We start from the raw sequence: 24,445 nt of genomic DNA, 5'->3' as shown, positions 1-24,445 counted from the left end.
ATTTTTCCAGCTTTTTATGTGCGTGACTTCAGCTGTATGTACACCGCTGACGCTCAGCCAGTGCACGATGGGAAGGGGTAGTCTGGTTTACCTTAATTCCTATGCCTGAAAACGACGAAAAACAAGATAACAAATCTATATAGGATAATCATGAGGATATCATGTTAGGACCATGGCTTAATAGTGCGGCAATTATCTCTGGGGGACTGCTAGGCATTTCATTCGCCAAACATGTACCAGAGCGGCTACGTGAAGGATTACCCGCAACTTTTGCGCTGGCATCGATATCGATCGGTATTGTGATGGTGATAAAAGTACAGAATATGCCGGCGGTAATTTTCGCATTGATCCTTGGAACCACATTAGGGGAATTGTTTTCCCTGGAGCATGGCGTTAAATGGGGGGCAGGAAAGCTTCAATACTGGCTATCCCGAGTCATCAAAACCCGTAGCACTATGCCAGCAAAAGAATTCGCCCAAAGTTTTACCGCTATGATTGTCCTGTTTTGTGCCAGTGGACTAGGCATAGTCGGCGCATTGACCGAAGGATTCGAAGGTAATTATCAGCTGCTGCTGGTTAAATCGATTATGGACTTTTTTACCGCGATGATCTTTTCGATGTCACTTGGGATTACCTTAGTGATGGTGGCCATACCCCAGCTGTTAATCCAGAGCGCTTTATTTGGACTAGCGGTGTGGATTATGCCATATATGGATAAGGCGGCTTTCGCCGATTTCTCGGCCTGCGGTGGTATAATTATGATTGCCGTGGGACTTCGCATCGCACAGATTAAAATTTTTTCCGTGGTGAATTTTTTACCAGCGCTATTGTTTGTTGTGCCACTTTCTTTTGTATGGAGGGCACTGATGACAGCTTGAAAAAAAATTCTCTGTCGTGCCATTTTTTTTGCCACTATAAAAAATTGCCGCGGCATCATAGTAGGCGACCGTCTAGCGCCGTATTGCCCCTTACTCAGCAGGGATGTCGAGGTGCCACGGCAGGAGATCTTTGATCTTGTTGATGGGATGTTCCGCGATAACTGCCAGCACATGACGCAGATACGCTTCCGGTTCCACCCCGTTTAGCTTGTGCAACGCCCGTTCACCGCCGCGGTCCGAACCGAAGAACAGGCAATTTTTGCGGCCCGGGCTCGCTACCCGCAGCGCGTTTGCGGCGATATTGTTATCGATCTCCGCCCAGCCATCGCCGGCGTAGTAGCACAACACCTGCCAGTGATTCATCAGATAGTTGGACGCCTTCGCCGTATCGGCCTGGCGCGACAGCGTGGTAAAGGCCCTATCAGTAACGATCGGGATCGTGCTTCGCACCCCTGCCTTCGTTACCCGGCCGGACGCCCCCGGATACAAATATCACCCGCACAACGCATTGGGATACTGCCAGGCAAGGACAACGATGTCTTCAGCGGTATACCGGTATCAGGTATTGGCAATTCGATTGATGCAGCGTTGCTATCTCCTCTTTGCCTTGCGGATAAAAACACTCTATATCCGGCCCCTGACGGCGCGTTAATTTCAGCTTTGGCAAATAAGTGTCATACAGCATCAAAATAAAATTCTGCAGGCCGCCCGTATCTCCGTTATAGGTAAATAGCGCGTATTCACCGCCCGCCAGTATTACCGGTTGACCTATGGGGGCATACTTTGGCTGAAGCGCAGTGGTGTAACGGAATATGACTTCCTGCCCCATTTCAGGGCTTTTATTCGGCAGTACATGATTTAGACCAAACAAGACGGACGGTAAGATCCGCGCTTGCTCCAAATAGTGAAACCAAAAATCCGTATGCAAATCGGCGCGAAAAAAAGTGCTATCCCGCCCAAGCGACCCGGTATAGCTGCTGGTGACGCCGTATAACTGCACATCCTGTAAGGTGACATAGGTGAGCGGCGGTATAGTCGCGGCGCCTGGTCGTATCGGAGGACAAATGCCAAACGACGGCCACTCCGTCGTATCGCGGTAAAAGGCGGGCGTTTGGCCAAACTGTTTTTTAAACGCCCGGGTGAAGCTCTGCCGGGAGTCAAAATGATATCTGATGGCAATATCAATAATGGGTAAATCGGTGACGCATAACGCCACCGCTGCCCGGGACAATCTGCGCGCCCGGGTATATGAACCCAGCGTCGTACCGGTTATTCTGGAAAACATACGTTGTAAATGCCATTTTGAATAACCTGATTTACTCGCAATCCGATCCATTATTAATGGCTGATCCAAGTTATTTTCCAACCAGCCCAGCAGGGCAAAAATGATGTGGGAGGGATCCATCGGCATTCCTCATAACACTCATGGGCATAAAAAAACACAAACCGGGTGCCGGACCGATAGCCCCAACCCCCAGGTGGCGCATAAACGATTTAAAAAGATGAGTGTTTATAATGGCTATAACCACCCTGCCAATAATTCTGCTCCAATGACCGGGCAAGGTCCTTTTCCGACATGACCGACGCCACGCCTTCTTCCTGGGCGGTTTTGGCCACCTTAACGGCGATCGCGCGCGATATTTGCTGAATATCATTCACCGGCGGCAGTAGCGGCCCCGCGCCGGTCATCGCCAACGGCGAAGTGGCCGCCAATGCCTGGCTGGCCGCCATCAGCATGCCATCGGTGACGCGGCTGGCGCCAGAGGCAAGAATGCCCAGCCCCAGGCCAGGGAAAATATACGCATTATTGCATTGGGGAATATCATAGCGTCGATCCTGGTAAATCACCGGCGCAAACGGGCTGCCCGTCGCTATCATTGCCGCGCCTTCGGTCCAGGCGAGCACGTCCTGCGGTCGGGCCTCCGCGCGCGATGTCGGATTGGACAGCGGCATAATAATCGGCCGCGGGCAGTGGCGCAGCATTTCGTGCACGATTTCCTCAGTAAACAGCCCTGTCTGGCCGGAGACGCCGATAAGCACGCTCGGCTTGGCGTGACGCACCACGTCCAGCAGCGAGACGCTGGGTGTAGTCAGGCCCCAGCCGGCGAGCGAGGAGCGGGCGGTCACCAGCCGGCGCTGGAAATCAAGCAGGTTGGGCATATCGTCGGTCAACAGACCAAATCTATCGACCATAAAGACCTGGGCACGGGCTTCTTTTTCTCCGGCCCCTTCCGCCATCATTTGCGCGATGATATTTTCAGCAATGCCGCAGCCGGCGGAACCCGCCCCGAGGAATACGACCCGGTGATCGCGTAACCGGCCGCCTGCGGCATGGCTGGCGGCGATCAGGGTTCCCAGCGTTACCGCGGCGGTACCCTGGATATCGTCGTTAAAACAGCACAGCGTATGGCGATAACGTTCAAGCAGCGGCATGGCGTTCTTTTGGGCGAAATCCTCGAACTGCAACAAGACGCGGGGCCAGCGGGTATTGACCGCCACGATAAAGGCGTCGATGAAGGCCATATATTCGTCATCGTTTATGCGCGGGTGCCGCCAGCCCATATACAGCGGGTCGTCCAGGCACTGCATATTGTTGGTTCCGACGTCCAGCATGATCGGTAACGTTTGTGCCGGATTAATGCCGCCGCAGGCGGTATATAAAGAGAGCTTGCCGATAGGAATGCCCATGCCGCCAATGCCCTGATCGCCCAACCCGAGAATGCGCTCCCCGTCGGTAACCACAATGATTCTGATATCATGTTTAGAGAAATTCTGCAGCATGTCGTCAATACGATCCCGGTCCGGGTAGGCAATAAACAACCCTCTGGCGCGGCGATAGATCGCCGAAAATTGCTCGCAGGCCTCGCCTACCGTTGGGGTGTAAATAATCGGCAGCATTTCGTCAAGATGATAACGTAACAAATTATAAAACAATGTCTCGTTGGTATCCTGGATATTACGCAAATAGATATGTTTTGAAATATCCCGTTCAAATTGGCAGTATTGAGAATAAGCGCGCTCCGTTTGCTCGCCGATGGTTTCGACCTGATTCGGTAACAATCCGCAGAGATTGAGGGCGCGACGCTCTTGTTCGGTGAAAGCCGATCCCTTATTCAGCAAGGGATTATCCAGCAGCAATGACCCGGTATAATGTGTGTACAACGTTTTGCACGATGCCATTTCACAACCCTCGCATATAACATCAATAAATACGCTTGTATTTATATTTTTCACTCGCAGCCGGCGAGCAGCTTGGCATAAAGCAGTTGTCCGCACCCGGCTAAAAAATCCATCAGTGGTGACTGTTATAGCATGTCAGGTTGCAACTCTCAGTTAAATTTAATTATTAATATGCGTTTTTAACTATTTAAAGTTTTTTTAATTAAACAAAGATTAATTAAATTACCAAAAAGATTGTGTGATGAGTAGCGCACACAAATTATACATCTGAGTATAAAATAAAACATTATAATTTCATAATACGTATTTAACGTCAGCTATTTAATCAATAAAACCCATTAACCTCTTATCAGCGCACCGCCAAAACAGCAAGGTGATTATAATGGAAAAAATCGACAAACCAATTGAGAATTATGAAAAAACAGCAACGTCGCCCTCATCGACATTCTTCAGGCAATGCAACGGCGCTGATATCAGTTCGGTGCCGTTGATTCTTTTCATTACCATCGCCAGCATCGTGTTTATTTCCGCCTATTCCAGCTACCTGCCTAAAAATATGATTGGTGGTTTGGCCGTCATTATGACCCTGGGATTTTTGCTGTCGCATATTGGCCGACGGATTCCCGTGCTGCGCGATATTGGCGGCCCAGCCATTCTTTGTCTAATGGTACCGTCGGTAATGGTTTTTTTTGGCGTTTTTAAAATCAATACCCTGGAGACGGTACACCTGTTAATGAAGGAGGCCAACCTGCTGTATTTTGTTATCGCCAGCCTGGTGGTCGGCAGTATCCTCGGCATGAACCGTATTGTCCTGGTGCAAGGCATGATCCGTATGTTTATACCCTTGCTGGCGGGAACCGCAACGGCGGCGATAAGCGGATTGGTGGTGGGTAAATTATTCGGGTATAGCGTTTACCATACTTTTTTCTTTATTATCGTCCCCATCCTGGGCGGCGGGATCGGCGAAGGTATTTTACCCCTTTCCCTGGCTTATTCCGCCATCCTGGGCGCCTCGCCGGATGTTTACGTGGCGCAGTTGGCTCCCGCCGCCGTCGTGGGCAATATTTTCGCTATCGTCTGCGCCGGCGTGCTGGCCCGTTTGGGCACCCGCCGCACTCACTGGAGTGGCGATGGCACATTAATCAGGTCGGCGGCGGAAAATGCCTTGTTTGCCCGAAAAGAAGAAGAACGTCCGGTGGATTTCGCGCTGATGGGCGGCGGTTTATTGATGATTTGCACCTTTTTCATCGTTGGGGGTTTAGTCGAAAAATGGGTTCATATTCCCGGACCGGTATTGATGATTCTGATTGCCGTACTGTGTAAATACGCGCGGGTGATCCCGGCAAAGATGGAGGAAGGAGCCCATAGTTTTTATAAATTTGTATCCACCACACTGGTATGGCCGCTTATGATTGGACTGGGCATGCTGTATGTCCCGCTGGAAAGCGTCGTCGCGGTGTTCTCCCTCGGCTATGTGATCGTCTGTGCCTCGGTGGTCATTTCCATGGGCGTCGTGAGTTTTCTGATTGCGCCTTATCTCAATATGTACCCGATCGAGGCCGCCATCGTCACATGCTGCCACAGCGGACTGGGCGGGACCGGCGACGTTGCCATTCTATCAGCGTCAAACCGCATGTCATTGATGCCGTTCGCCCAGATATCCACCCGGATCGGCGGAGCATCGACGGTCATCGGCGCCACATTACTCCTTGGATGGCTGATCTAGCATCCGCTACCGGGCCTATGCCAACGCCGTTCTCCGCGGGCTTAAAAATAACCTTGCCCACGTCTGATGCCAACATTTCCAAGGCAGGACTCGTTGTTTCTATTTACAAAACTTTAACGTATTTGACACGACTTAAATTGCTTTTTTATTTCAATCTGTTTTATTTGTTGACCAATGGTAACGCAACCCACGAGGACGATGCCTTATGCGCTGGCGCAACTCAGCCGACAGTTTCGGCCATATCAGCATTGCTATCCACTGGCTGGTGGCGTTGGCCGTTTACGGTATGTTTGCGCTAGGCCTGTGGATGGTGACGCTTGGCTATTATGCGACCTGGTATCATCGCGCGCCCGAACTGCACAAAAGCATCGGCTGTCTCCTGTTCGCCATGATGATCTTACGCCTGATCTGGCGTTTTATTTCCCCGCCGCCCAAACCCCTCAGCCATTACTCGCCGCTGACCCGCGCCGGCGCGGTGCTGGCGCATTGGACTTTATATATCCTGCTCTTCGCCCTGCTTACCAGCGGGTATTTGATTTCCACCGCGGACGGGCAGCCGATAAATGTATTCGGCTGGTTTTCCGTTCCGGCCACCCTGAGCGGCCTGGCGGGGCAAGCCGATTTAGCGGGCGACATCCATTTGTACCTGGCGTGGTGCGTGGTGATCCTGTCGGTATTGCACGGCCTGGCCGCGTTAAAACATCATTTTATCGATGGCGACATCACGCTTAAGCGGATGCTTGGGTATCACCTTCATCAAACTGCGCAATATAAGGAAAAACACCATGCTGAAAAAGACTAGCCTGGGCCTGGCGACGGTCGCGTTATTTTTCGCCTCGGGCATAGCCGTTGCGGCGGAGTATAAAATTGATAAACAGGGCCAGCATGCTTTTATTCAATTCAAGATCAAACATCTTGGCTACAGCTGGCTCTACGGCGGTTTTAGGGATTTTGACGGCGGCTTCACATTCGACGCTGATAATCCCGCCGCCAGCAAGGTGAACGTGGTGATTAACACCGCAAGCGTCGATACCAATCATGCGGAACGCGATAAACATCTCAGGAGCGCGGAGTTCCTCAACGTAGCACAACATCCCCAGGCCACCTTCGCCTCCACGCAGGTGAAAAAAGACGGCGATGAATGGGATATCACCGGCAACCTGACGTTAAACGGCGTGACCAAACCCATTACCCTGGAAGCCAAATTGGTCGGCCAGGGCAACGATCCCTGGGGCGGCTATCGCGCGGGTTTCGAAGCTGAAGGAACCCTGGCGCTAAAAGATTTTAATATCACCACGGATCTGGGTCCGGCCTCGCAGCAGGTGGACGTGCTTATTTCAGTCGAAGGGATCAGGCAGTGACCTGCCGGCCATCCCCGTTTTTTCACCGCCGCCAGGGTTCTCTGCTTTCCGGCGGCGCAATATCCGTCAGAACGACGTGGTTAAGCCGGCATAATAGGCTCGTCCTGGTTCGTTATATGTTAATGCGCCTTCGTTTTCACGATAAATGCGTTTATCCAGCAGATTGCTGATACCGACATTGACCCGGACATTTTTTGTCACATCGTAATTCAGGCCGACGCCCAGCACGGAATAAGCACCCAGTTCTTTGCTGGACAGCGAGCCGACTTCGTTGCGTATGTCCGCGTATTCACGCGGTTTCTGCCGGCCGTACATGGTCCAGGCCGCATTGGCGGACAATTTATCGTTAACCTGCCAGTCCAGCAGGGTATTGATGGTGTATTTGGGAATCACCGATAGCGGATTGCCGGTTTCCTTATTCTCGGAGGTGATCATATAAGTGGCATTGGTACGCCAGTTCAGCGTATCGGGCAGCACCGGTATCGCCAGATTAGCCTCCAGCCCTTCCACCAGCGCCTTGCCGCCATTTTCCCAGCGCAGGATATTGCCGCCGTCCGACGCGGTGCCGATAACATCGGTGCCGGCCACGATTTTATTACGGTAATCGTTACGGAAATAAGTGATGCCGGCGTCATAGCCGTTGGCAGTAAATTCCAGGCCGATCTCTTTGTTGATACTGATTTCCGGGTTTAAGTCATCGTTGCCGAGCAGGTAGCAGGCGCCGGTGGCGACCCCCGCCGGGCAGCCGTTGCCATTGGTGCGCAATAAATACCCTTCGCTTGATTGATACAGATTAGGCGCCTTAAACACCCGGGCGATGCCCGCCTTGAGCTTGAAAAAATCGCCGAGCTCCTGGGACATATTCAGGCTGGGGCTCCAATTGGCGCCGAACTTGCTGTGATAATCGAAACGCAGTCCGGGGATAAGGTCGGTGCCTGGCAGGGCTTCGATATTATCTTCAAAATAGAGCGCGCTTAATTCCGCGCTATTTTTACTGCTGCGCAGCGCGGGATTACCCGATACACCGCCGATGTTCGCATTGGTCTGGCTGGTGGCATGCATCGATGCCGGGTCGTTCAGCTCTTCGCGGTTCCATTCGGCGCCAAGGGTAGCGGTTTGATCCACCAATAACTTCAGCGGGATATTCAGCTCCGTATTGGCTTTGTAGTTCTCCAGCCGGCTGGTGGAGAAGGTGTCGCTATTGATCATGCCTTCTACGCGTCCCGTCGACCCCTCCATCAGGCGCGTATTATTGGTTTTTTCATAATAGAAGCCGGTGCGGGACTGGCCCCAGTCCCAGACGCCGTTATGGGTCACGCCATAATTCTGGCGGTACATGCGGTTGGTTTCCTCGCCATACAGCGTCGGCACCAGGCTGCTGACGTTACCATTGCTGTACTGGGTATCGCCGGTGTAGATATTGCCCTGGCGGCTGTAGCCGTATTCGAAGTCCATGCTTTGCCGGGGATCGATTTTCCATGATAGCAGCGTGTTGATGTCCTTGTTGCGCACCCCTTCGCGGCCGGCGGCATAGGAGCCATTTTGCTGGGTATTGATATCGGGGCTGTCGGCGTCGGTTTTATTGATATTGCCGTACAATCGCATGGTCAGCACATCGTCGATCAGCGGACCGCTCAGGCTGAAATTGGCCCGTTTGGTGGCGCCTTCCTTATCATCCTCCGGCTGGTTGGTATACAGGGATAACGACCCGTGCCAATCGTTGGTCGGCCGCTTGGTGATAATATTCACCACGCCGCCCGCAGCGCCGGAACCGTAGCGCGCGGCCGCAGGCCCTCTCAACACTTCGATCCGCTCGACCATCTCCACCGGCACCCAGTTGGTATCGCCGCGGGTATCGCGCTCCCCGCGCCAGCTGTAGCGCACCGCATTACGCGACGTGACCGGTTTGCCGTCTATCAGGATCAGCGTATTTTCCGGCCCCATGCCGCGGATATCGATTTGGCGGTTGTTGCCGCGGCTGCCCGAGGCGCTGTTGCCGGTCAAGTTGACGCCGGGCATTTTGCGGATGATATCCGACAGGTCATTTACCGGCGGTTCTTTTTTAATGTCGTCCGCGGTAATAATGGATACGCCGGGCTGCTGTTTCAGCTCCTCTTCGGCCGTGGCCTTGACGACCATCACGTCCTCGCTGTCGGTTTCCCCCGTCGTTTCGGCGCCGGCGCCGCTGCTGAAAATGGCGGTGAATAAAATGGCGAGCGGTCCCATAGTGAAATTTTTAGTTACACACATTTATTATGATCCTATTGCAATTTATATTTTCCCAAGAGAATACGAATAGTAATAAGAATCGTTATCATTGTATATGAATGCGGGAATTCTTCACATTTTCTCCTTAATGTGAAGAACGGTGGTTTTCTGAGCATACCAGTGCGTGAGCCAGGCGCGCTTTCTGCGACGTCTTGAATGGGGAATGCAAAGCCGGTTGTTGGAGAATATCAGCAGTAATCGGGTAAGCGCCCAGAGCCTGCCACCGCCGTTGGGCAACCCGCAGCGGAAATGCCCCGCTTGCGCCGTGCCTCCGGCACGTCCAGTTCCGGGGCGGGCGGCATATCGGAAAGGGTCAGGCAGGACGCCGTCGCGCCCTGCCGGATATTACTGCAGCGCGATACGCATCACGTCATCCGGGCTGGTGGCTTCCTGCTGGCGGCTGGAAGCCTGCTTTACGCTGACATACAGCGTTTGGCCGTCGGGCGACAGAGCCAGGCTATTCGGATGCACCGGGGTAGCGATGGTGCGCAGCACGTTATAGGTCTTGGCGTCGATCACGCTCACCTGCCCCGCCTGGCGGTGGGTTACATAGACTTCGTTGCGCGCCGGGTTAAACAGCACCGCCAGCGATGCCGGCACGCCGATTTTCGCCAGGATATTACCGTTGCGGGTATCCGCCACCAGCACCTGCGGCTGTTTGGAATCGGTGATAAACGCGCGGTGCGTCGCCGGGTCCAGGCTGAGGTTGAGGAAAAAGTGTTCCGTCGCGGTTTCATCGAGCTTTTTGCGCAGCACCACGTTGTTGGTGACGGTGTCGATGGACAGCAGTTCGTTGTCGGCATTGGTCACGTACAGGCGTTTTGCCGCCGCGTCCAGCGCCAGCCCGGTGCCCATTTTGCCGATATCGTCCAGGGTGGCGCGCAGGGTCAGGGTAGCGCCGTCCACCACCCATATCACGCTGGACTCACCCAGTCCGGCGATATAAAGGGTATTGGTCTCCTGGTCCACCACCAGCTCACGCGGCGCCAGCGGTTTGACGGTGTCAGAACGCTGGCGCCCATCCAGCACCAGCCGGCCTGTTACCGCGCCGGTTTTGGCGTCGATGGCGGTGACCGCGCCGTCGACGGTGTTGCCGAAGTATAGGGTATCGGTCTTGGTATTGATGGCGGCGCCGAAGGGTTTGATATCGTTGTGGATAATCTGGGTGATATCAAGCGTGGCGGGGTCGAGGCGATATACCACCCCGCCTTTGTCCAGCTTGCGGCTTTGCGAGGTGGCCAGGTAAAGCGCGTCGCCTTGCGTGCTGTACGCCATCTCGTAAGCGCCTTTGCCGACGGGTTTGCGCAGCGGCTCCTGTGCCGCCCAGGCCTCCTGGGCCAGGGTAAACAACAGCGCGCCAGCCAGCAGCAGCGCATACGCCGCGCGTGGCCCCGGCCGTCCGCCGGTGGTCGTTATCACGTCCATACTATCTCCATTTCAATGAATTGAGGTTGCCGCCGGGCCAGCGCCAGGCAGCTAAAAGGGGTTTCACATTGCATCAAGAAGCAGCAAGAGCCGGAACGTCATGGCGTCCCGATCTTTATATGAGAATAATAATCATTATTTTTTGAAAAGCACAATGATTTTACCAACCCAATCAGGTGTTTCGTAACGCATTCTGACACCGCAAATGAATGTCACCCGACGCTAAACCGGGCCGTGGCCGCACCCCTTTTATCGCTACCGTCTGCTTTAGCGGCCGGCTTCATTTCACCGTCGGGCGGCCCTGTACGGCGGTGGAAGCCGCGCGGTTCGGCGGTATTCAGCCGGAGACTTTTTTTAACGCCGGCGACGTTCCGCGGATATGGGGATTCCTCGGCCGTATCGTCCCGGATTCATCACCGCGATGAAAATGCTGCCGACAACCAGTACGGCGCCCAGCAGCTTGCCCTGATCCAGTTTTTCGCCCAGTATCGCCGCCCCCAACAACACCGCCAGCGCCGGGCTGAGTAGCGACCAGGGAAGGATTTGGTTTACCGGATACTTTTTCAATAACCAGTACCAGAGCGAATAGGATATCAGCGACGAACCCAGCGCGCTGTAGATTATCCCAAGCCAACCCCGCCAGCCCGCCGCCAGGAACAGCGTCAATTGGTGATGCTCCGTTAGGAAGGAACAAAGTGAAACCAGGGGAATGGCAAACAGCGACAGCCAGCCGGTCATCGCCAGCGGCGGGATCGGCGGCGATCGCTTAATCACAATAGTGGTCACGGCCCACCCGCCGGCGCTTAACAGCAGCAAAGCCGGCCCATGCCATGAATTCAGCGCGGGGCTGCCGGAGAGCACCACCACGCCCGCCACAGCGCCGCAAACACCGATTATCTGCCGCAATGTGAGCCTTTCCTTCAGCCATACCGCCGCCAGCGCCATCGCCATCGGGGTCCCCATCTGTACCAGCACGGCCGCGCTGCCGGCATCGGTATAGCGCATACCGAGCAGCAGCAGTGAAAAGTGAACAAAACCAAAGGTAAATGCCAATAAACACAGTAGCGGGACCTGTTGCCACCGTATTGGATTGAACGGCACCAGTACTGCCGCCACAATCATAAAGCGAACCAACAACATCAGCAGAGGCGGCAGTTCCATCAGGCCGAATTTCATGGCGATCACGTTGAACGCCCAGCCCGATGCTACCACCAGCAGAATCAGCACATCCTGGAACAGCAGTTTTTTCAACGGTTGACCATAACCGGCGTGCGCCGGTGGTAGTCGCTTTCCCGCTGGAAACAGGCGGCGATGCCCATCAGTCGCTGTTCGCCGCCATCCGGGCCAATCAGCTGCATGCCGATGGGTAAGCCCGCACTGTCAAAACCGGCGGGAAGGTTCAGGGCGGGCAGCGCGGCCAGGCTGGCAAGCGCGTTAAAGCGCATATTGCCGGTGAGCACGCTCTCATCATCATCGCCGATGCGTACCTGCGTCTGGCCTTTCAACGGCGCGGTAAACGGCAGCGTGGGTGCCAGTATCACGTCCACTTGGTTGAATTTTTCCACCATTTGCTGTCGTAATGCGGTGCGATAGCGCTGCGCCTGCAAATACTCCACCGCGCTGATGCCCAGGCCGGCCTGCAACAGCAGGCGGACATCTTCCCCGTACTCCCCGGCCCGGTCCGCCAGCCACGGTGCATGCAGCGCGGCCGGCTCGGCCAGATTGATTAACACCAGGGCATTAACCGCCTGCTCCAGTCCGCTGAACGACAGGGTTTCGCAGCGGCCCCCGGCGGCGCGGAACCAGTCCGTCAAATCATGATAGGCGCGCGCCACGTCCGGCTGTACTTTCTCGCTATACTCCCCCAGCAGGCCAATGCGCAGGCCGTGCAGATCGGGTAAGGCGGCGGGTACGGTATCGCCGGTCAGCGCACTGAACATCAGCGCGCAGTCTTCGGCATAGCCGGCCAGCGGCCCGACGGTGTCGAGACTGGCGGCCAGCGGGAAAATGCCGTCGGTGGCGATCCGTCCCACGCCCGGGCGCAACCCGGTAACGCCATTCATGGCGGCGGGCAGCCGGATGGACCCGCCGGTATCGGTGCCCAGCGCGCCCAGCGCGCTGCGCACCGCCGCCGCCACGCCCGATCCACCGCTTGAGCCGGCTGGTATGCGGTTGCCATCCCAGGCGTTGCCGCTGGGGCCGTAATGGGGATTATCCGTCGTGCCGCCCCAGGCGAATTCATGCATATTGGTGCTGCCGATGATAATCGCGCCGGCCCGTTTTAACCGCCGCACGACCCCGGCATCGCGCTGCGCCAGCGATCCGGCCAGTATCCGGCTGCCGGCGTGCATCTCCTGCCCCGCCAGGGCGATATTGGCTTTAATGGCGATCGGCATCCCCTGGAGGGGACCGAGATCGTAGCCCTGCTCCAGCAGCGTCTGGCTGGCCTGCGCCACGTTGCGTGCCTGATCGCGATAAAGCGCGTTAAACGCATTCAGATCGCGGGTGGCGGCTTCGCGTGCCAGGCAGGCCTCCAGCAGCTCCGGGAAGCTGAACTGCCGGGCTCGCACCCGGCGTCCGGCTTCGCCCATGGAAAACGCTAACAGGTCGTCCATCAGCCCTCCTCCACGGCCATCGCCGTCGGCGGATGCAGCGGCGAGACCCACGCGGTGGCCGGCAACAGGGCCGGCGGGAAATGGCGCGCGCCGTAGGCGGCCACGCCGGCGGCCCGCTGCGCGCAGTCGCCAAGCAATGGGAGTAATAGCGCGGCATCCGCCGGGGTATAAAGGTTAATCAGCGCCAAACGCGCGGCGATTTCATCATTCATGGCCCCGCTCCTACTGTTTACCCATGGCATCTACCGCCTGCTTGGCTTTGCCGGCCAGTTCGGTATTCACATTGCTGTCGTAGGACGTGGCGGCCGAGGGATAGGCCTTGATGTTTTTGGCATACAGGGCAATGTTCATATTGTTGTCCCACGCTTTTTGCGAGACCAGCACATTCTCCGGATAGCCCTTGGCGTCGATTTCGCGCAGCACCGCGGTGCGCACCAGATCCTTGGGCACATTGGGGAAGTATTTGGCGGCAATCTCCACCGCCCGGTCGGTATTGCTGTAAATAAAGCGCGACGCCATTTCAAAGGCGGTCACCACGCCCTGCGCCTGCGCGGGGTTCTTGTCGATGTAGTCCTGGGTCGTGGTCAGGCTGGAGAACGCAAAGGGAAACCAGTCCTGGTTGGCGGAAAATGAATACACCACATGCAGGCCGTTCTGCTTTTCCGCCATCGAGGTCTGCGGCTCCACCGCCAGCGCATAGTCGGCACGATCGGCCACCACCGCCGGGATTTCATTGCCTATCGCCACATGCACCAGCTTCACATTGCTTAATTTTTGCTGCTTGATCAGATAGCTCATAAATGCCCAGGTGGTGTCGGGCTGCGGACTGGTCACCACCCGCTTATTGGACAAAAAGCTCAGGTTATTTTGCAGCGGCGTGGCGTCCTTGCCGAAGATAAACACCGTCGGCGCGTTTTGCACGCCGGCCACCACGACTCCGCCGCCGCCATTTTCATGGGATTTCGGCACAAACACCGGGTCCTGGATGGAAAAATCCGCCGAACCGCCGATCACCGCCGCCCAGGATTGGGAGCCGCCTCCGCCGGTGCTGATCTTGACCTCAAGGCCCTGCTGTTTAAAAAAGCCCTGTTCCTGCGCGACATACAGCGGCAGGTAGAGCAATGATTGAAAAGCCTGGTTGATGCGCACCGGCGTTTGCGCCGCCGACGCCGACCCCCACACCGCGCCGCACAGTACCGCAGCCAGGGTAAAACTACGTATACGCTTGCTTGTATTCATTTTTCAGGCCCTTTCCCATGAGAGAATCATACGTTCGAGTAAAGCAACTAACCCGTTGAAAATCAGCATCATAACCATCACCAGCACAATACCCGCCAGGACGATATTCATACCGAAATTGGAACTGCCCAGCAGGATCATATGTCCGACGCCGGCGTCGGAGGAGATGTATTCCCCGACGATGGCGCCCACCAGGGCGAAACCGACGTTCAGGCGCAGGCCGGACACGACCCACAGCATGGCGGACGGCACTACCAGCTTGACGAAAATCACCGTGCGCGAGGCATCGAAGGACCGCAGCAGGTTTATCAGGTCGGGGTCGGTGCGCAGGGCGCCCTTATAGGAGGTGGTCAGCGAAACCACCACGCAGGAGAAGGCGACGATAACCACTTTGGACAGCATTTCCGTGCCAAACCAGATGATAGTGATGGGCGCGATGGCCAATACCGGAATGGCGCCGATGGCGGCGATAAAGGGCGCGGCCAGATCGGAAATAAATTTGGAGTACCACAGCAACAATCCCAGGATAGACCCGCCTATCGCGCCGACGACAAAGCCTATCAGCGTCTCGTAGGTGGTGATTTGAATGTCGGCCAGCAGTTCGCCGGACTGGAAGCGCTGCACCAGCACCTCCCACACCATGCTGGGACTGGCGAACAGGAACTTGCTGATGCTGCCGTTGCGTACGCCGATTTCCCAGACGGCCAGCAGGCCGGCCACTATCAGTATCTGCAACAGCAGCAACGTATAGCGCCTGACGGCCGGGGTACGGAAAAAGGACTCCAGCCGTTCGCTCTTGCGGGACGTGTTCACCCGGGTAGGTTGCGGAATACTGCTCATGATTGCGCCTCGCGAAAAACATTCATATATTGACCGGGGCGGCGCCGATGCTGCGCCAAATCATTTCGTAATACTCATTGAAGCGCGGCGAAAGCCGGCGCTCGGGAATGATCATGCTGTCGGTTTCCAAATCGACCCTTATCTCGTGTACGATTTCGCCCGGCCTGGCTTTCATGACATAGACCCGATCCGAGAGCGTGACCGCCTCCTCGATATCGTGGGTGATAAATATCACCGTCTTTTTCTGCTGTTTCACCACCGTCAGCAGTTCCGACTCCAGCGAGACTTTCAGCGGATAATCCAGCGCCTTATACGCTTCATCCATCAGGATGATTTCGGGCTCGGTAACCATGGTGCGCATTAACGCCACCCGTTGTTTCATGCCGCCGGACAGCTGGGCGGGATATTTATCCTCGTACCCTTCCATGTGGTAAGTACGCAATAAGTCGGCGGCGCGTTCACGGGCGATTTTTTTATTTATTCCCCGCACCTCCAGGCCCAGGATGATGTTCTCCAGCACGGTTCGCCAGGGGAACAGCAGGTCTTTTTGCAGGACATAGCCCAGATCCGGCGAGGGGCTGCCGGTGGTCTCGCGGTTTTTGATAATGATGTGGCCGTCGTCCGGCGCCAGCAGGCCGGTGATAATATTAAACAGCGTGGATTTACCGCAGCCGCTGGGGCCGACAAAGGAGATAAACTCATTTTCATCGGCATGAAAATCCAGGGCATTGAGCACCGCCACCGGCCCCGCGGCCGAGACATAGCTTTTGGAGATATTAACTGCTTCCAGGGTATGCGGCATGACGTTATTCCCCAACCTGTCGGGTATGGTAATGGCGGACGGTTAACGGCGGATCGGATGCCCGCACCGGCACATAATCCTTGAGGAAAAAGTACCCCATATACCCTACGCTGCGCGCGCGGGTGATATCCTGCCGGATGTTGACGCTCGCCAGGGCGATGCCCGCCGCATTGCCGGTATCGGCAATAATATTGCCACGCGGATCGATGATGCGGCTGTGGCCGTGATACAGCAGGTTGCCATGGGGACCGTGCAAATTGGATTCCACCATCCAGCATTGATTTTCCATCGCGCGCACCCGGCCGAACAGGGTATAGCTGTCGACCATGGAATCCTGCTCCGGATCCCGGCTGTCGCCCGCCAGCCCCCAGGCGGTGGGCATGATCATGATATCCGCCCCGTTGAGGGCCAGTTCGCGGGTACTTTCAGGAAACACCTTGTCATAACAAATCAGCATGCCGATGCGGCCGAGCGCCGTATCGAATACCGGGAAACCCTCGCCGGGATAATAAACATGCTTCTCGTCCCCCGGCTGGTGCACTTTGCGATAGCGGCCCACCTCCCCGCCCGGTCCCAGCAGCACCACGGTGTTGAACAGGACTTCCGGGTAACGGGGATGGCGCTCGGTCATGCCCACTACCGCATAGACCTGATGCCGGATCACCGCCTCGCGGATCTGGCCGATGCCCTCCCCGCTTTCGATCACTTCGGCGTTGGCGAATTGCCAGGCCACGTTATCGAAATCCAGACTCAGGGTATCGGTCAGGTAGCCTTGCAAAATTTGCTCGGGAAACACCACCAGCCTGGCGCCGGCGGCGACGGCCTGCGCCAGTAGCGCGAGGATATTGCCGACATTACGCGGCTTGTCATAAAACGCCTGCATGGAAACGGTAGCAATAATGGTTTCGCTCACGTCCTTCTCCCGTAGCTTAATGAATCAACCGCCGCCGGTTTTCCCGGACCCGCGGGTTGCGCTGGTTTTCACATCATGCCGCCTATTTTTCATTTACACCAAAATGTTTTTCTTATAGTAAAAAATAAGCGATCCATGAGAAAATAACGTACACTTCAGCGCTAAGTAGGTACTCAGTATTCCGGAGCGGGCGATGGAGAATAATAGCTACAGTAAAACGGCAGGCATAAGGACCGCGTTGACCACCGAGCAGGATTTCGGCAAACGGATTAAGGCCATGCGGGTGGAACGGCGCTGGACGCTGGAACAGGTGGCGAAAAACTGCGGAGTGTCCATCTCGACGCTGTCAAAGATAGAAAATGGCCAGGTATCGGCCTCCTTCGACACCATCACCAAAATTGCCAACGCCTTCGATTTGTCCTTCAGCGATTTGTTCAGGCAGAACGCGTCGTCCGCAGCAAATGCCCGTCCGCCGGTGGCGGGCCGCCGGACCGTCACCCGCGCGGGAGAAGGATTGGTATTTACCAACGCGCATTACATCTACAATGTGCACGCCGAGGAACTGACCCATAAGGGCATGATCCCAATAGTCATGCAGATTACCGCACGCGAAGCGCCGCCGCAGGACCAATGGTCCTGTCATGAAGGCGAAGAATTTATCTACGCGATCAGCGGGACAACCATTTTGCATACCGCCTGGTATGCCCCGCTTTGCTTATTGCCCGGCGACAGCGCCTACATTGATAGTTCGATGCCGCACGCCTTTGTGACGCAGGGAGAACAAGATGCGTCCATTCTGTCCATTTGCCTTACCGATAAACTGGACTTTGAGCAACATGCAAGCGCCGCGCCGTTATAGCCATTGCGGAACAGCCCATTCCGCACCCGCAAGCCATTGCGCCTATTGGTTTGGCCAACGACGGGCCAGAACAGGTTCCTGCCGGTAAGCCCATCATGATTGCGGACCTTACGTCAGTTCACCAACCAGGACGGTTAGCAACCCGGCCAACGGTAATGAGCGCTTCTGTCGCTGTGTACCACGGGCCTGTCATTATCAGCGAGACACTGTTGAATAAATCGGAATGCAGGCATTTTGGTGTGCAATAAAAAATTAACGATTAAAATTAAATATAAAAACATTTCAAATATTGTCACAAAAAAAATTATTCAGTAATGACCATGTTATAAAGGAAGAAAATATAGCAGTCTGATATTTTAAAAATCCCGATATGTACTGGCGTGAATACTAAAAAAATAATACTTACTCAGGCCCTGAACATACCGAGAGATCGATTATGCTGTACGCCACCGAACTTATTCAAACAGGATTTTATCTCAGCGTTTAACTATCATCATTCAATTGACAGTGATTGTTTGCGAATGCACTATCCCGCGCCTACTTTTCTGCCCCGTCCTGCAACTCAGATCGCGCCACCATGTTGCGGGCGGAATCCGCTGCGGCCTGGACTTGCGAACGCTGGGTGATCAATGAGGACTCAGTCTGTGAGGCCCGTTCTGATGCATTGCTGCGGGCGGAGTCCGCTGCGGCCTGGACCTGCGAACGCTGGTTGCTCAATGAGGACTCAGCCTTTAAGGCGCGCTCTGATGCATTGCTGCGGGCGGAGTCCGCTGCGGCCTGGACCTGCGAACGCTGGTTGCTCAATGAGGACTCAGCCTTTGAGGCGCGCTCTGATGCATTGCTGCGGGCGGAGTCCGCTGCGGCCTGGGCCTGCGAACGCTGACTGCCGAATGAGGACTCAGCCTTTGAGGCGCGTTCTGATGCATTGCTGCGGGCGGAGTCCGCTGCGGCCTGGGCCTGCGAACGCTGACTGCCGAATGAGGACTCAGCCTTTGAGGCGCGCTCTGATGCATTGCTGCGGGCGGAGTCCGCTGCGGCCTGGGCCTGCGAACGCTGACTGCCGAATGAGGACTCAGCCTTTGAGGCGCGTTCTGCGGCATTGCTGCGGGCGGAGTCCGCTGCACTGCGAGCCGAATTACGGGCAGAGTCCGCAGCGGCTCTGGCCGAGCTGGCATCATGCGCCATTGCGGTGCTGACACAACCCGTAACTAGGATAAAACTCAAAAAAGAATGTTTCATATTCATGATGTAATTCCTATGTTATTCGTTTCAGAAACGTCCATCGATAATATAATCCGTAACTGGATTTCTATTATTTATGGTTAGCGATCATGGCAAGGTCTTTATGCCATGGCAGCCATTAAAACAGCAAAAAATAATTTCTACATTTGGAATAATCCTAAATAGTAACCTAGGGTTACTATTTTTTAAAACAGTATTTATAAAATAAAAAATTAATTAAATTGTCATGAAACCGCAATCTGTTCTCCGGTATAGCAGGACTTTTCATCGTAAGCGATGAGATGGCCTTCCCCCTTCTTCACGACAGCATCCATTTCCGCCATGATGGATAAACTTTAATCAGAAGAAAAAGTAAAAGGTATACGAAAGCAAACCTGTCACTATCATTATGACTGCCGTCTTGCAATACGGGGGAAGACCCTATACGTACGCCCAGCGCCGTCTGTTGATTACCCGTCAAGTTGTTGAAAATGATGTCCAGGGTTCGGGGTTCAACCCAAAATCCCCGCGACGCAGAACGCTGAGCTGTTGGCTAACCGAGCTTCCTGCGTATTACCCAGGTACAGGCGATGATTTTCCGCATCAAACGCAGTGGCGAATAAATGCCCGGTCCCGGCGCCTGCCAGCACATTGATAAGCCGCATTCTTTTGGTGAATTGCTGCCGGCATCAGCCGGGTGGCGCACCGTTTTAATCGGCGCGGGGCGTGGCGGATTACCATCGTCATGTTTCTGATTACCGTTGGCGCTTCTACCTTGGGCAAGGGGGAAGAGACCTTGGATTTTTATGCTATTCTTAACCCCCGGCTGTTCAGTCTGGGCTATAACAGTGGTCGCGTGCGCCGGAGCCGGTATTTCGCTAACCCAGGATATCGGCCTGCGGCTGGTGATGTGCGCGGTGCGGTCCGCCATTGGCCTGGCCAGGCCACTGCGTTGAGACTCATAAGGCGCCTGACAGGCATAGGCGCCGGGAGAACGGGCCGAATGGCAACGTGCCCGGAACGGTTACCCGTTCCGGGCTAAGGAGTACCGTGATGGATGATAAAGACTGGCTGATTATTCGTACCGTTTATGAATTAAAAAACGTTACCCGCGCCGCCCAATTACTTAATACGTCCCAGCCGGCGCTCAGTTACCGTCTCAAGCAGATTGAGAAAAAGCTGGATGTGCAGCTTTTCGACATGAGCCACAAAAGCCTCACGTTTACTCTGCAAGGAGAACAAATCGCGCACTATGCGGTTAAGGTATTGCAGGACTACCGGGATATGAAAGAAAATTTGCAGCAATGCGGTGACCGGCTGCGCGGAGAAATACGCATTGGCGCTTCCAGCAATTATGCCGCCTACCGGCTGCCAAAGCTGCTGCAATACTTCATCGCCCAGCATCCCCAGGTGGCGGTGAATGTCACCACCGGCCTGAGTCTGGAAATTTTCCACCAGCTTCAGCGCAATGACGTGCATCTGGCGCTGGTTAAAGACGATCTCAACTGGAAAGAGGGCAAACACATGGTGGATGAAAATTATTTTTTTATCGTTTACCATCGCCCGGTCGACCTGGCGGATCTGCCTCATCTGCCGCAGATCCGCATCAGCCACGGTCCCTATATCAGTACCCTGCTCGATCGCTGGTGGAACGCCAGTTTCTCTGCCCCGCCGCGGGTGGCCATGACGGTGGACAAACTGGAAGTCTGCCTGGAAATGGTCAAACACGGACTGGGTTATGCCATTTTATCCAACTACCTTCCCTTCGATGCCGCGTTGCACCCCTGCCCCATATTCGACGAAGATAATAAGCCGATCACCAATCACACCTGGCTGCTGTACCGACATCATGCCCTGCACACGCCGCGCCTGGCGCGCTTTATCCAGCTGCTGTCCGCCCCGGCGCCCGCGGCTACAGGCTGCGCAACCTGGCAATTTGCGTCGGATGGTTCCTGAACTGCATATAAAGCGCAACCAGAGTGACCAGACCGATAGCGCCCAGTATCAGCCAGGGCAACGCAGGCGTGGCGGTACGCGTGCCGAAATCATACAGCCAGCCGCCGCCGCTATAGCCAAGGGCCCCGCCGACCGCCGCGCCCATGCGGCTAAAGCCCATGTAGCTGCCTCTGGCGCGATAATCAGACAGCTCCGCGCCCAGCGTTTCGCGCGCCGGTTCGGCGATAAGCGAGCCAAGATAAAACAAGATGACCAGGCTGAACAACACCATAAGCCGGTCCACATACCCGACCAATACCAGGCTGGCGGCCATTAATGCCAGGCCGAAGATCAGCCGTTGCTCCAGACGGAAACGGCGTTCGCTCCAGCGCGCCAATGGATAAAGCAGCAGGAGGGCCATCACCGCGTCAATGGAGTACATCCAGCCCACCGCCGCCGGCGAACCGGCCACCGCCTGTACTGCGATGGGCAACATCAGCATCACCTGCACGTTGAGCGTGTAATAACCGGTCAGGATCATGACATAACGGCGAAACGGCTTGTCGTTAAATGCCCGCGCCATGCCCGACAGAATGGGCGCACGGACGCTGGAAAGCTTGTAATCAGGTAGCTTCCAGGCATTCCAGCCGGCAGCCAGGATAAACATGGCCATACCCGCGAAACAAACGCTTTGGAAGTCATAGGCCATTAATAACCAGCTGCCCAACAGCGCGCCCAGCACCCGGAAAGCGCTGTCTTCAACCATCAGGATCGAGTAAAAGCGCCCGCGCTCGTTGGGGCGTACCAGTTTTATCACCAGCGCCGATCGGCAAGGAGAGAACAGCATGCCGCCAATGGCCGCAAGCGTACAGGCCATCATCAAAATCCAGCCACGATCGGCAAAACCCATCAGGCCCATGCCGGCGGCGCGCAGCAACATGCCGATCACCAGCATCGGTTTAGCGCCAAAATAGTCGGCAATGGCGCCGCCGAGAATACTGGTGCCCGACTGGATAAACTGCCAAATACCCAGCGACACCCCGACTATAACCGCCGGCCAGCCCAATTGTTCGACAAAATGCACCGATAACAGGGGAAAAACCGCCGAAAAGCCCAGTTCCAGCAGCATATTATCAAGGAGTAAAAAGCGCTTTCCTGCACGACGTGCCCGCGCGGTAACTGGAAGCATAAAGTGCCCGTATGAAAAAATCATCCCTATAACAGCCGGTAACCGCGCCTTAGCGTGCGGGAACCAGCCTCATTATTCTCAGCGTTTGGCCAGCGCGATAAGACAAAGCTCGGTGAACAGCACCTGAGCTGTGATTTGTGCGGTGTTCGAGGTGGCATCGTACTGAGGCGCCACTTCCACGACGTCTGCGCCGACGATATTCATGCCGGCCATCGAACGCAGGATTTGTTGTACCTCGCGCGGCGTCAGGCCGCCAACTTCGGGCGTCCCGGTGCCCGGGGCGTAACCGGGGTCAACCGAATCAATATCAAAGGAGATATACACCGGACGATCGCCTATCACTCCTTTGATTTTCTCGATGGCATAGGCGGTGCCTTTTTCCAGGATATCTTCACCATAAATTACGGTCATGCCGGACTCGAGGGAAAACTCGCCGTGGTAGGTGCCGCCGCCGCGGATACCGATTTGCACGCATCGCTCCGGGTCCAGCACGCCGTCCAGCACCGCCTGGCGGAACGGTCCGCCGTGGTGGTATTTCGTGCCGTAAGCACCGGACGTATCGCAGTGGGCATCAAAATGCACACAGGCTACCGGCTGCTTTTTACCTACCGCACGCAGAATGGAATAGGTAATGGAATGATCGCCGCCGACGGTAAGCGGAACCACTCCCGCATCCATCACGCGCAGATAATAGTTTTCAATATCCTGGTGACATTGTTCCAGGCTGCGCGGATTGGTGAAGGCCACATCCCCAACGTCCATCACCTTGAGTACGCCGGCCGGGGCAATATTCAGAATGCGATCGTAAGGCCCTACGCGGCTGACCGAGCGCACCGCCTGCGGACCAAAACGGCAGCCGGGACGGTCGCCGGCGCCCAGATCCATGGGAACGCCGATGATAGCGACATCCAGGCCGGCGAACTGTTGCTGGTAAGCGCCTGCGTCATAGGCCAGGTTGAGGAAGGTCGCCGGGTCGGCCAGCGGCCACCGGCTGTGGCCGGGAGCGCGACTGGCCTCCAGCACTTTTCCCGCGGCGGCGAAATCCGGATTATAAATTTTGCCGTCTTCAATATGATTGCCAAATTTTTCGATCAGTTGTGTCAATTTTTCCTGGTTCATAACAGCCTCTTTCGGGATATACCGACGCAGGGGTGTCGCCAGCCCTACGCCAAACAGATGTTTACACGCCCCGTGGGTGACGCGTTATTTCAAATTACCGCTGAGAAAACATTGCAGCCGTTCGCTTTGGGGATGGGTCAGCACTTCCTGTGGCCGTCCCTGCTCTTCAATTTTTCCCTGGTGCAGGAACAACACCTGGTTTGAGACATGCCGGGCAAAGCCCATCTCATGGGTGACGACGATCATGGTGCGGCCTTCCTCCGCCAACAGTTGCATGACCTTGAGCACCTCACCCACCAATTCCGGGTCCAGGGCGGAGGTTGGCTCGTCAAACAGCATAATGTCGGGTTCCATGGCCAGCGCCCGGGCAATGGCCACGCGCTGCTGTTGGCCGCCGGATAAATGCGAAGGATATTTGTTGGCCATTTGCATCGGTAAGCCCACTTTATCCAGATAAAGTTTAGCCCGTTCATAGGCATCCTTTTTTTGCATACCCAGAACATTGACGGGGGCGAGCATAATATTTTCCAGCGCGGTAAGATGGTTCCATAAATTAAAATGCTGGAATACCATGCTCAGGCGAGTACGGATCTTTTGCAGTATTTTGCCGTCGGCGACTTGCATCCGGCCTTGACGGTCTTTAATTGTTTTTATCAATTTACCGTCAAAAAATATCGCACCGTCATCCGGCCGCTCTAAAAAATTAATACAACGCAGTAGCGTACTTTTGCCCGAACCGCTGGCGCCGATCAGACTGACGACATCACCGGCCTTGGCGCGCAGTGATACGCCACGCAATACCAGATTATCGCCATAACTTTTACTAAAATTATCAACAAAGAGCTTTTCCAATGCCTTGTCCTGTCAAAATAAAA

22 protein-coding genes and 1 pseudogene are annotated in these 24,445 nt (G+C 55.3%); 7 read left to right on the top strand and 16 right to left on the bottom strand.

The features are described 5' to 3' along the window. Nucleotides 1–161 precede the first annotated feature (161 nt). A complete protein-coding gene (locus ABUK12_RS01355; RefSeq protein WP_410014598.1) occupies nt 162–878 on the top strand; it encodes a DUF554 domain-containing protein in 717 nt (238 codons plus the stop codon). A 90-nt stretch (nt 879–968) separates the two neighbouring features. Here ABUK12_RS01355 and ABUK12_RS01350 read toward each other — a convergent pair. From ABUK12_RS01350 to ABUK12_RS01340, 3 genes and pseudogenes are all read right to left on the bottom strand, one after another. Then, nucleotides 969–1,286 (bottom strand): annotated as a pseudogene (locus ABUK12_RS01350) (IS66 family transposase); the annotation flags it as partial. Between the two features lie 133 nt (nt 1,287–1,419). After that, nucleotides 1,420–2,283 (bottom strand): helix-turn-helix domain-containing protein, encoded by an 864-nt coding sequence (locus ABUK12_RS01345; protein WP_410014597.1) that lies wholly within the window; start codon nt 2,281–2,283, stop codon nt 1,420–1,422. A gap of 89 nt (nt 2,284–2,372) precedes the next feature. Then, nucleotides 2,373–4,058, bottom strand: coding sequence for an NAD-dependent malic enzyme (locus ABUK12_RS01340; protein WP_410014596.1), 1,686 nt, complete (start codon nt 4,056–4,058; stop codon nt 2,373–2,375). Between the two features lie 382 nt (nt 4,059–4,440). Between ABUK12_RS01340 and ABUK12_RS01335 the strand changes: the two genes are divergently transcribed. The 3 genes from ABUK12_RS01335 (at nt 4,441) to ABUK12_RS01325 (ending at nt 7,145) form a co-directional block, all read left to right on the top strand. Next, on the top strand, nt 4,441–5,784 hold the full coding sequence (locus ABUK12_RS01335; RefSeq protein WP_410014595.1) for a 2-hydroxycarboxylate transporter family protein: 1,344 nt from the start codon (nt 4,441–4,443) through the stop codon (nt 5,782–5,784). 205 nt (nt 5,785–5,989) lie between these two features. Then, the gene (locus ABUK12_RS01330) at nt 5,990–6,586 is read left to right on the top strand and encodes a cytochrome b (RefSeq protein ID WP_410014594.1); all 597 of its coding nucleotides are present in this window, start codon (nt 5,990–5,992) and stop codon (nt 6,584–6,586) included. Continuing rightward, nucleotides 6,573–7,145, top strand: coding sequence for a YceI family protein (locus tag ABUK12_RS01325; RefSeq protein WP_410016792.1), 573 nt, complete (start codon nt 6,573–6,575; stop codon nt 7,143–7,145). The genes ABUK12_RS01330 and ABUK12_RS01325 overlap by 14 nt, the downstream gene beginning before the upstream one ends. Before the next feature lie 66 nt (nt 7,146–7,211). On the opposite strand, the gene ABUK12_RS01320 is transcribed toward ABUK12_RS01325, so the two are convergent. The 9 genes from ABUK12_RS01320 to ABUK12_RS01280 form a co-directional block, all read right to left on the bottom strand. Beyond that, nucleotides 7,212–9,395 carry a TonB-dependent siderophore receptor gene (locus ABUK12_RS01320; protein WP_410014593.1) on the bottom strand — a complete coding sequence of 728 codons (2,184 nt, stop codon included), beginning with the start codon at nt 9,393–9,395 and terminating at the stop codon, nt 7,212–7,214. Between the two features lie 363 nt (nt 9,396–9,758). After that, a complete protein-coding gene (locus ABUK12_RS01315) occupies nt 9,759–10,838 on the bottom strand; it encodes a YncE family protein (protein ID WP_410014592.1) in 1,080 nt (359 codons plus the stop codon). Between the two features lie 354 nt (nt 10,839–11,192). After that, nucleotides 11,193–12,080 carry a DMT family transporter gene (locus tag ABUK12_RS01310; RefSeq protein ID WP_410016791.1) on the bottom strand — a complete coding sequence of 296 codons (888 nt, stop codon included), beginning with the start codon at nt 12,078–12,080 and terminating at the stop codon, nt 11,193–11,195. 5 nt (nt 12,081–12,085) lie between these two features. After that, on the bottom strand, nt 12,086–13,453 hold the full coding sequence (locus tag ABUK12_RS01305) for an amidase (protein ID WP_410014591.1): 1,368 nt from the start codon (nt 13,451–13,453) through the stop codon (nt 12,086–12,088). Further along, nucleotides 13,453–13,665: a hypothetical protein gene (locus ABUK12_RS01300; RefSeq protein ID WP_410014590.1), complete on the bottom strand. Its 213-nt coding sequence runs from the start codon at nt 13,663–13,665 to the stop codon at nt 13,453–13,455. Before ABUK12_RS01300 ends, ABUK12_RS01305 begins: the two co-directional genes overlap by 1 nt. 10 nt (nt 13,666–13,675) lie before the next feature. Next, nucleotides 13,676–14,692, bottom strand: a complete 1,017-nt coding sequence (locus ABUK12_RS01295) for an ABC transporter substrate-binding protein (RefSeq protein ID WP_410014589.1) — start codon at nt 14,690–14,692, stop codon at nt 13,676–13,678. A gap of 3 nt (nt 14,693–14,695) precedes the next feature. Beyond that, nucleotides 14,696–15,532 carry an ABC transporter permease gene (locus ABUK12_RS01290; RefSeq protein ID WP_410014588.1) on the bottom strand — a complete coding sequence of 279 codons (837 nt, stop codon included), beginning with the start codon at nt 15,530–15,532 and terminating at the stop codon, nt 14,696–14,698. 22 nt (nt 15,533–15,554) lie between these two features. Further along, nucleotides 15,555–16,334, bottom strand: a complete 780-nt coding sequence (locus ABUK12_RS01285; RefSeq protein ID WP_410014587.1) for an ABC transporter ATP-binding protein — start codon at nt 16,332–16,334, stop codon at nt 15,555–15,557. Nucleotides 16,335–16,338: 4 nt separating this feature from the next. After that, a complete protein-coding gene (locus tag ABUK12_RS01280; protein WP_410014586.1) occupies nt 16,339–17,247 on the bottom strand; it encodes a carbon-nitrogen hydrolase family protein in 909 nt (302 codons plus the stop codon). 193 nt (nt 17,248–17,440) lie between these two features. On the opposite strand from ABUK12_RS01280, the gene ABUK12_RS01275 reads away from it, so the two are divergent. Further along, nucleotides 17,441–18,106, top strand: a complete 666-nt coding sequence (locus ABUK12_RS01275; RefSeq protein WP_410014585.1) for a helix-turn-helix domain-containing protein — start codon at nt 17,441–17,443, stop codon at nt 18,104–18,106. A gap of 537 nt (nt 18,107–18,643) precedes the next feature. Here the strand turns inward: ABUK12_RS01275 and ABUK12_RS01270 are convergent. Further along, entirely contained in the window at nt 18,644–19,351 is a 708-nt protein-coding gene (locus ABUK12_RS01270) for a hypothetical protein (protein ID WP_410014584.1), read from the bottom strand. Nucleotides 19,352–20,003: 652 nt separating this feature from the next. Here ABUK12_RS01270 and ABUK12_RS01265 point away from each other — a divergent pair. Further along, nucleotides 20,004–20,369 carry a hypothetical protein gene (locus tag ABUK12_RS01265; protein ID WP_410016790.1) on the top strand — a complete coding sequence of 122 codons (366 nt, stop codon included), beginning with the start codon at nt 20,004–20,006 and terminating at the stop codon, nt 20,367–20,369. Nucleotides 20,370–20,380: 11 nt separating this feature from the next. After that, a complete protein-coding gene (locus ABUK12_RS01260; protein ID WP_410014583.1) occupies nt 20,381–21,283 on the top strand; it encodes a LysR family transcriptional regulator in 903 nt (300 codons plus the stop codon). Here the strand turns inward: ABUK12_RS01260 and mdtH are convergent. The 3 genes from mdtH to ABUK12_RS01245 all read right to left on the bottom strand — a co-directional run bounded on the left by mdtH (nt 21,240) and on the right by ABUK12_RS01245 (nt 24,422). After that, entirely contained in the window at nt 21,240–22,451 is a 1,212-nt protein-coding gene (gene mdtH / locus ABUK12_RS01255) for a multidrug efflux MFS transporter MdtH (RefSeq protein ID WP_410014582.1), read from the bottom strand. The two genes, ABUK12_RS01260 and mdtH, sit on opposite strands and share 44 nt — an antisense overlap. Nucleotides 22,452–22,529: 78 nt before the next feature. Beyond that, nucleotides 22,530–23,570, bottom strand: coding sequence for an agmatinase (speB, locus tag ABUK12_RS01250; protein WP_410014581.1), 1,041 nt, complete (start codon nt 23,568–23,570; stop codon nt 22,530–22,532). An 84-nt stretch (nt 23,571–23,654) separates the two neighbouring features. Beyond that, complete coding sequence (locus tag ABUK12_RS01245) at nt 23,655–24,422, bottom strand: ABC transporter ATP-binding protein (protein WP_410014580.1); 768 nt, start codon at nt 24,420–24,422, stop codon at nt 23,655–23,657. Nucleotides 24,423–24,445 lie beyond the last annotated feature (23 nt).

This window comes from Sodalis sp. C49, assembly GCF_046352915.1.
Classification (GTDB): Bacteria; Pseudomonadota; Gammaproteobacteria; order Enterobacterales; family Enterobacteriaceae; genus Acerihabitans.
Note: the sequence above shows the minus strand (reverse complement) of the source record. Positions and strands in the feature narration are given on the sequence as shown.

Excerpts from the sequence above, each read along its gene's own strand:
- ABUK12_RS01330 (WP_410014594.1), top strand. The coding sequence starts at position 5,990 with ATGCGCTGGCGCAACTCAGCCGACAGTTTCGGCCATATCAGCATTGCT.
- ABUK12_RS01295 (WP_410014589.1), bottom strand. The coding sequence starts at position 14,692 with ATGAATACAAGCAAGCGTATACGTAGTTTTACCCTGGCTGCGGTACTG.
- ABUK12_RS01275 (WP_410014585.1), top strand. The coding sequence starts at position 17,441 with ATGGAGAATAATAGCTACAGTAAAACGGCAGGCATAAGGACCGCGTTG.
- ABUK12_RS01335 (WP_410014595.1), top strand. The coding sequence starts at position 4,441 with ATGGAAAAAATCGACAAACCAATTGAGAATTATGAAAAAACAGCAACG.
- ABUK12_RS01315 (WP_410014592.1), bottom strand. The coding sequence starts at position 10,838 with ATGGACGTGATAACGACCACCGGCGGACGGCCGGGGCCACGCGCGGCG.
- ABUK12_RS01260 (WP_410014583.1), top strand. The coding sequence starts at position 20,381 with ATGGATGATAAAGACTGGCTGATTATTCGTACCGTTTATGAATTAAAA.
- mdtH (WP_410014582.1), bottom strand. The coding sequence starts at position 22,451 with ATGCTTCCAGTTACCGCGCGGGCACGTCGTGCAGGAAAGCGCTTTTTA.
- speB (WP_410014581.1), bottom strand. The coding sequence starts at position 23,570 with ATGAACCAGGAAAAATTGACACAACTGATCGAAAAATTTGGCAATCAT.
- ABUK12_RS01290 (WP_410014588.1), bottom strand. The coding sequence starts at position 15,532 with ATGAGCAGTATTCCGCAACCTACCCGGGTGAACACGTCCCGCAAGAGC.
- ABUK12_RS01320 (WP_410014593.1), bottom strand. The coding sequence starts at position 9,395 with ATGTGTGTAACTAAAAATTTCACTATGGGACCGCTCGCCATTTTATTC.
- ABUK12_RS01345 (WP_410014597.1), bottom strand. The coding sequence starts at position 2,283 with ATGGATCCCTCCCACATCATTTTTGCCCTGCTGGGCTGGTTGGAAAAT.
- ABUK12_RS01355 (WP_410014598.1), top strand. The coding sequence starts at position 162 with ATGTTAGGACCATGGCTTAATAGTGCGGCAATTATCTCTGGGGGACTG.
- ABUK12_RS01285 (WP_410014587.1), bottom strand. The coding sequence starts at position 16,334 with ATGCCGCATACCCTGGAAGCAGTTAATATCTCCAAAAGCTATGTCTCG.
- ABUK12_RS01340 (WP_410014596.1), bottom strand. The coding sequence starts at position 4,058 with ATGGCATCGTGCAAAACGTTGTACACACATTATACCGGGTCATTGCTG.
- ABUK12_RS01305 (WP_410014591.1), bottom strand. The coding sequence starts at position 13,453 with ATGGACGACCTGTTAGCGTTTTCCATGGGCGAAGCCGGACGCCGGGTG.
- ABUK12_RS01270 (WP_410014584.1), bottom strand. The coding sequence starts at position 19,351 with ATGAATATGAAACATTCTTTTTTGAGTTTTATCCTAGTTACGGGTTGT.
- ABUK12_RS01300 (WP_410014590.1), bottom strand. The coding sequence starts at position 13,665 with ATGAATGATGAAATCGCCGCGCGTTTGGCGCTGATTAACCTTTATACC.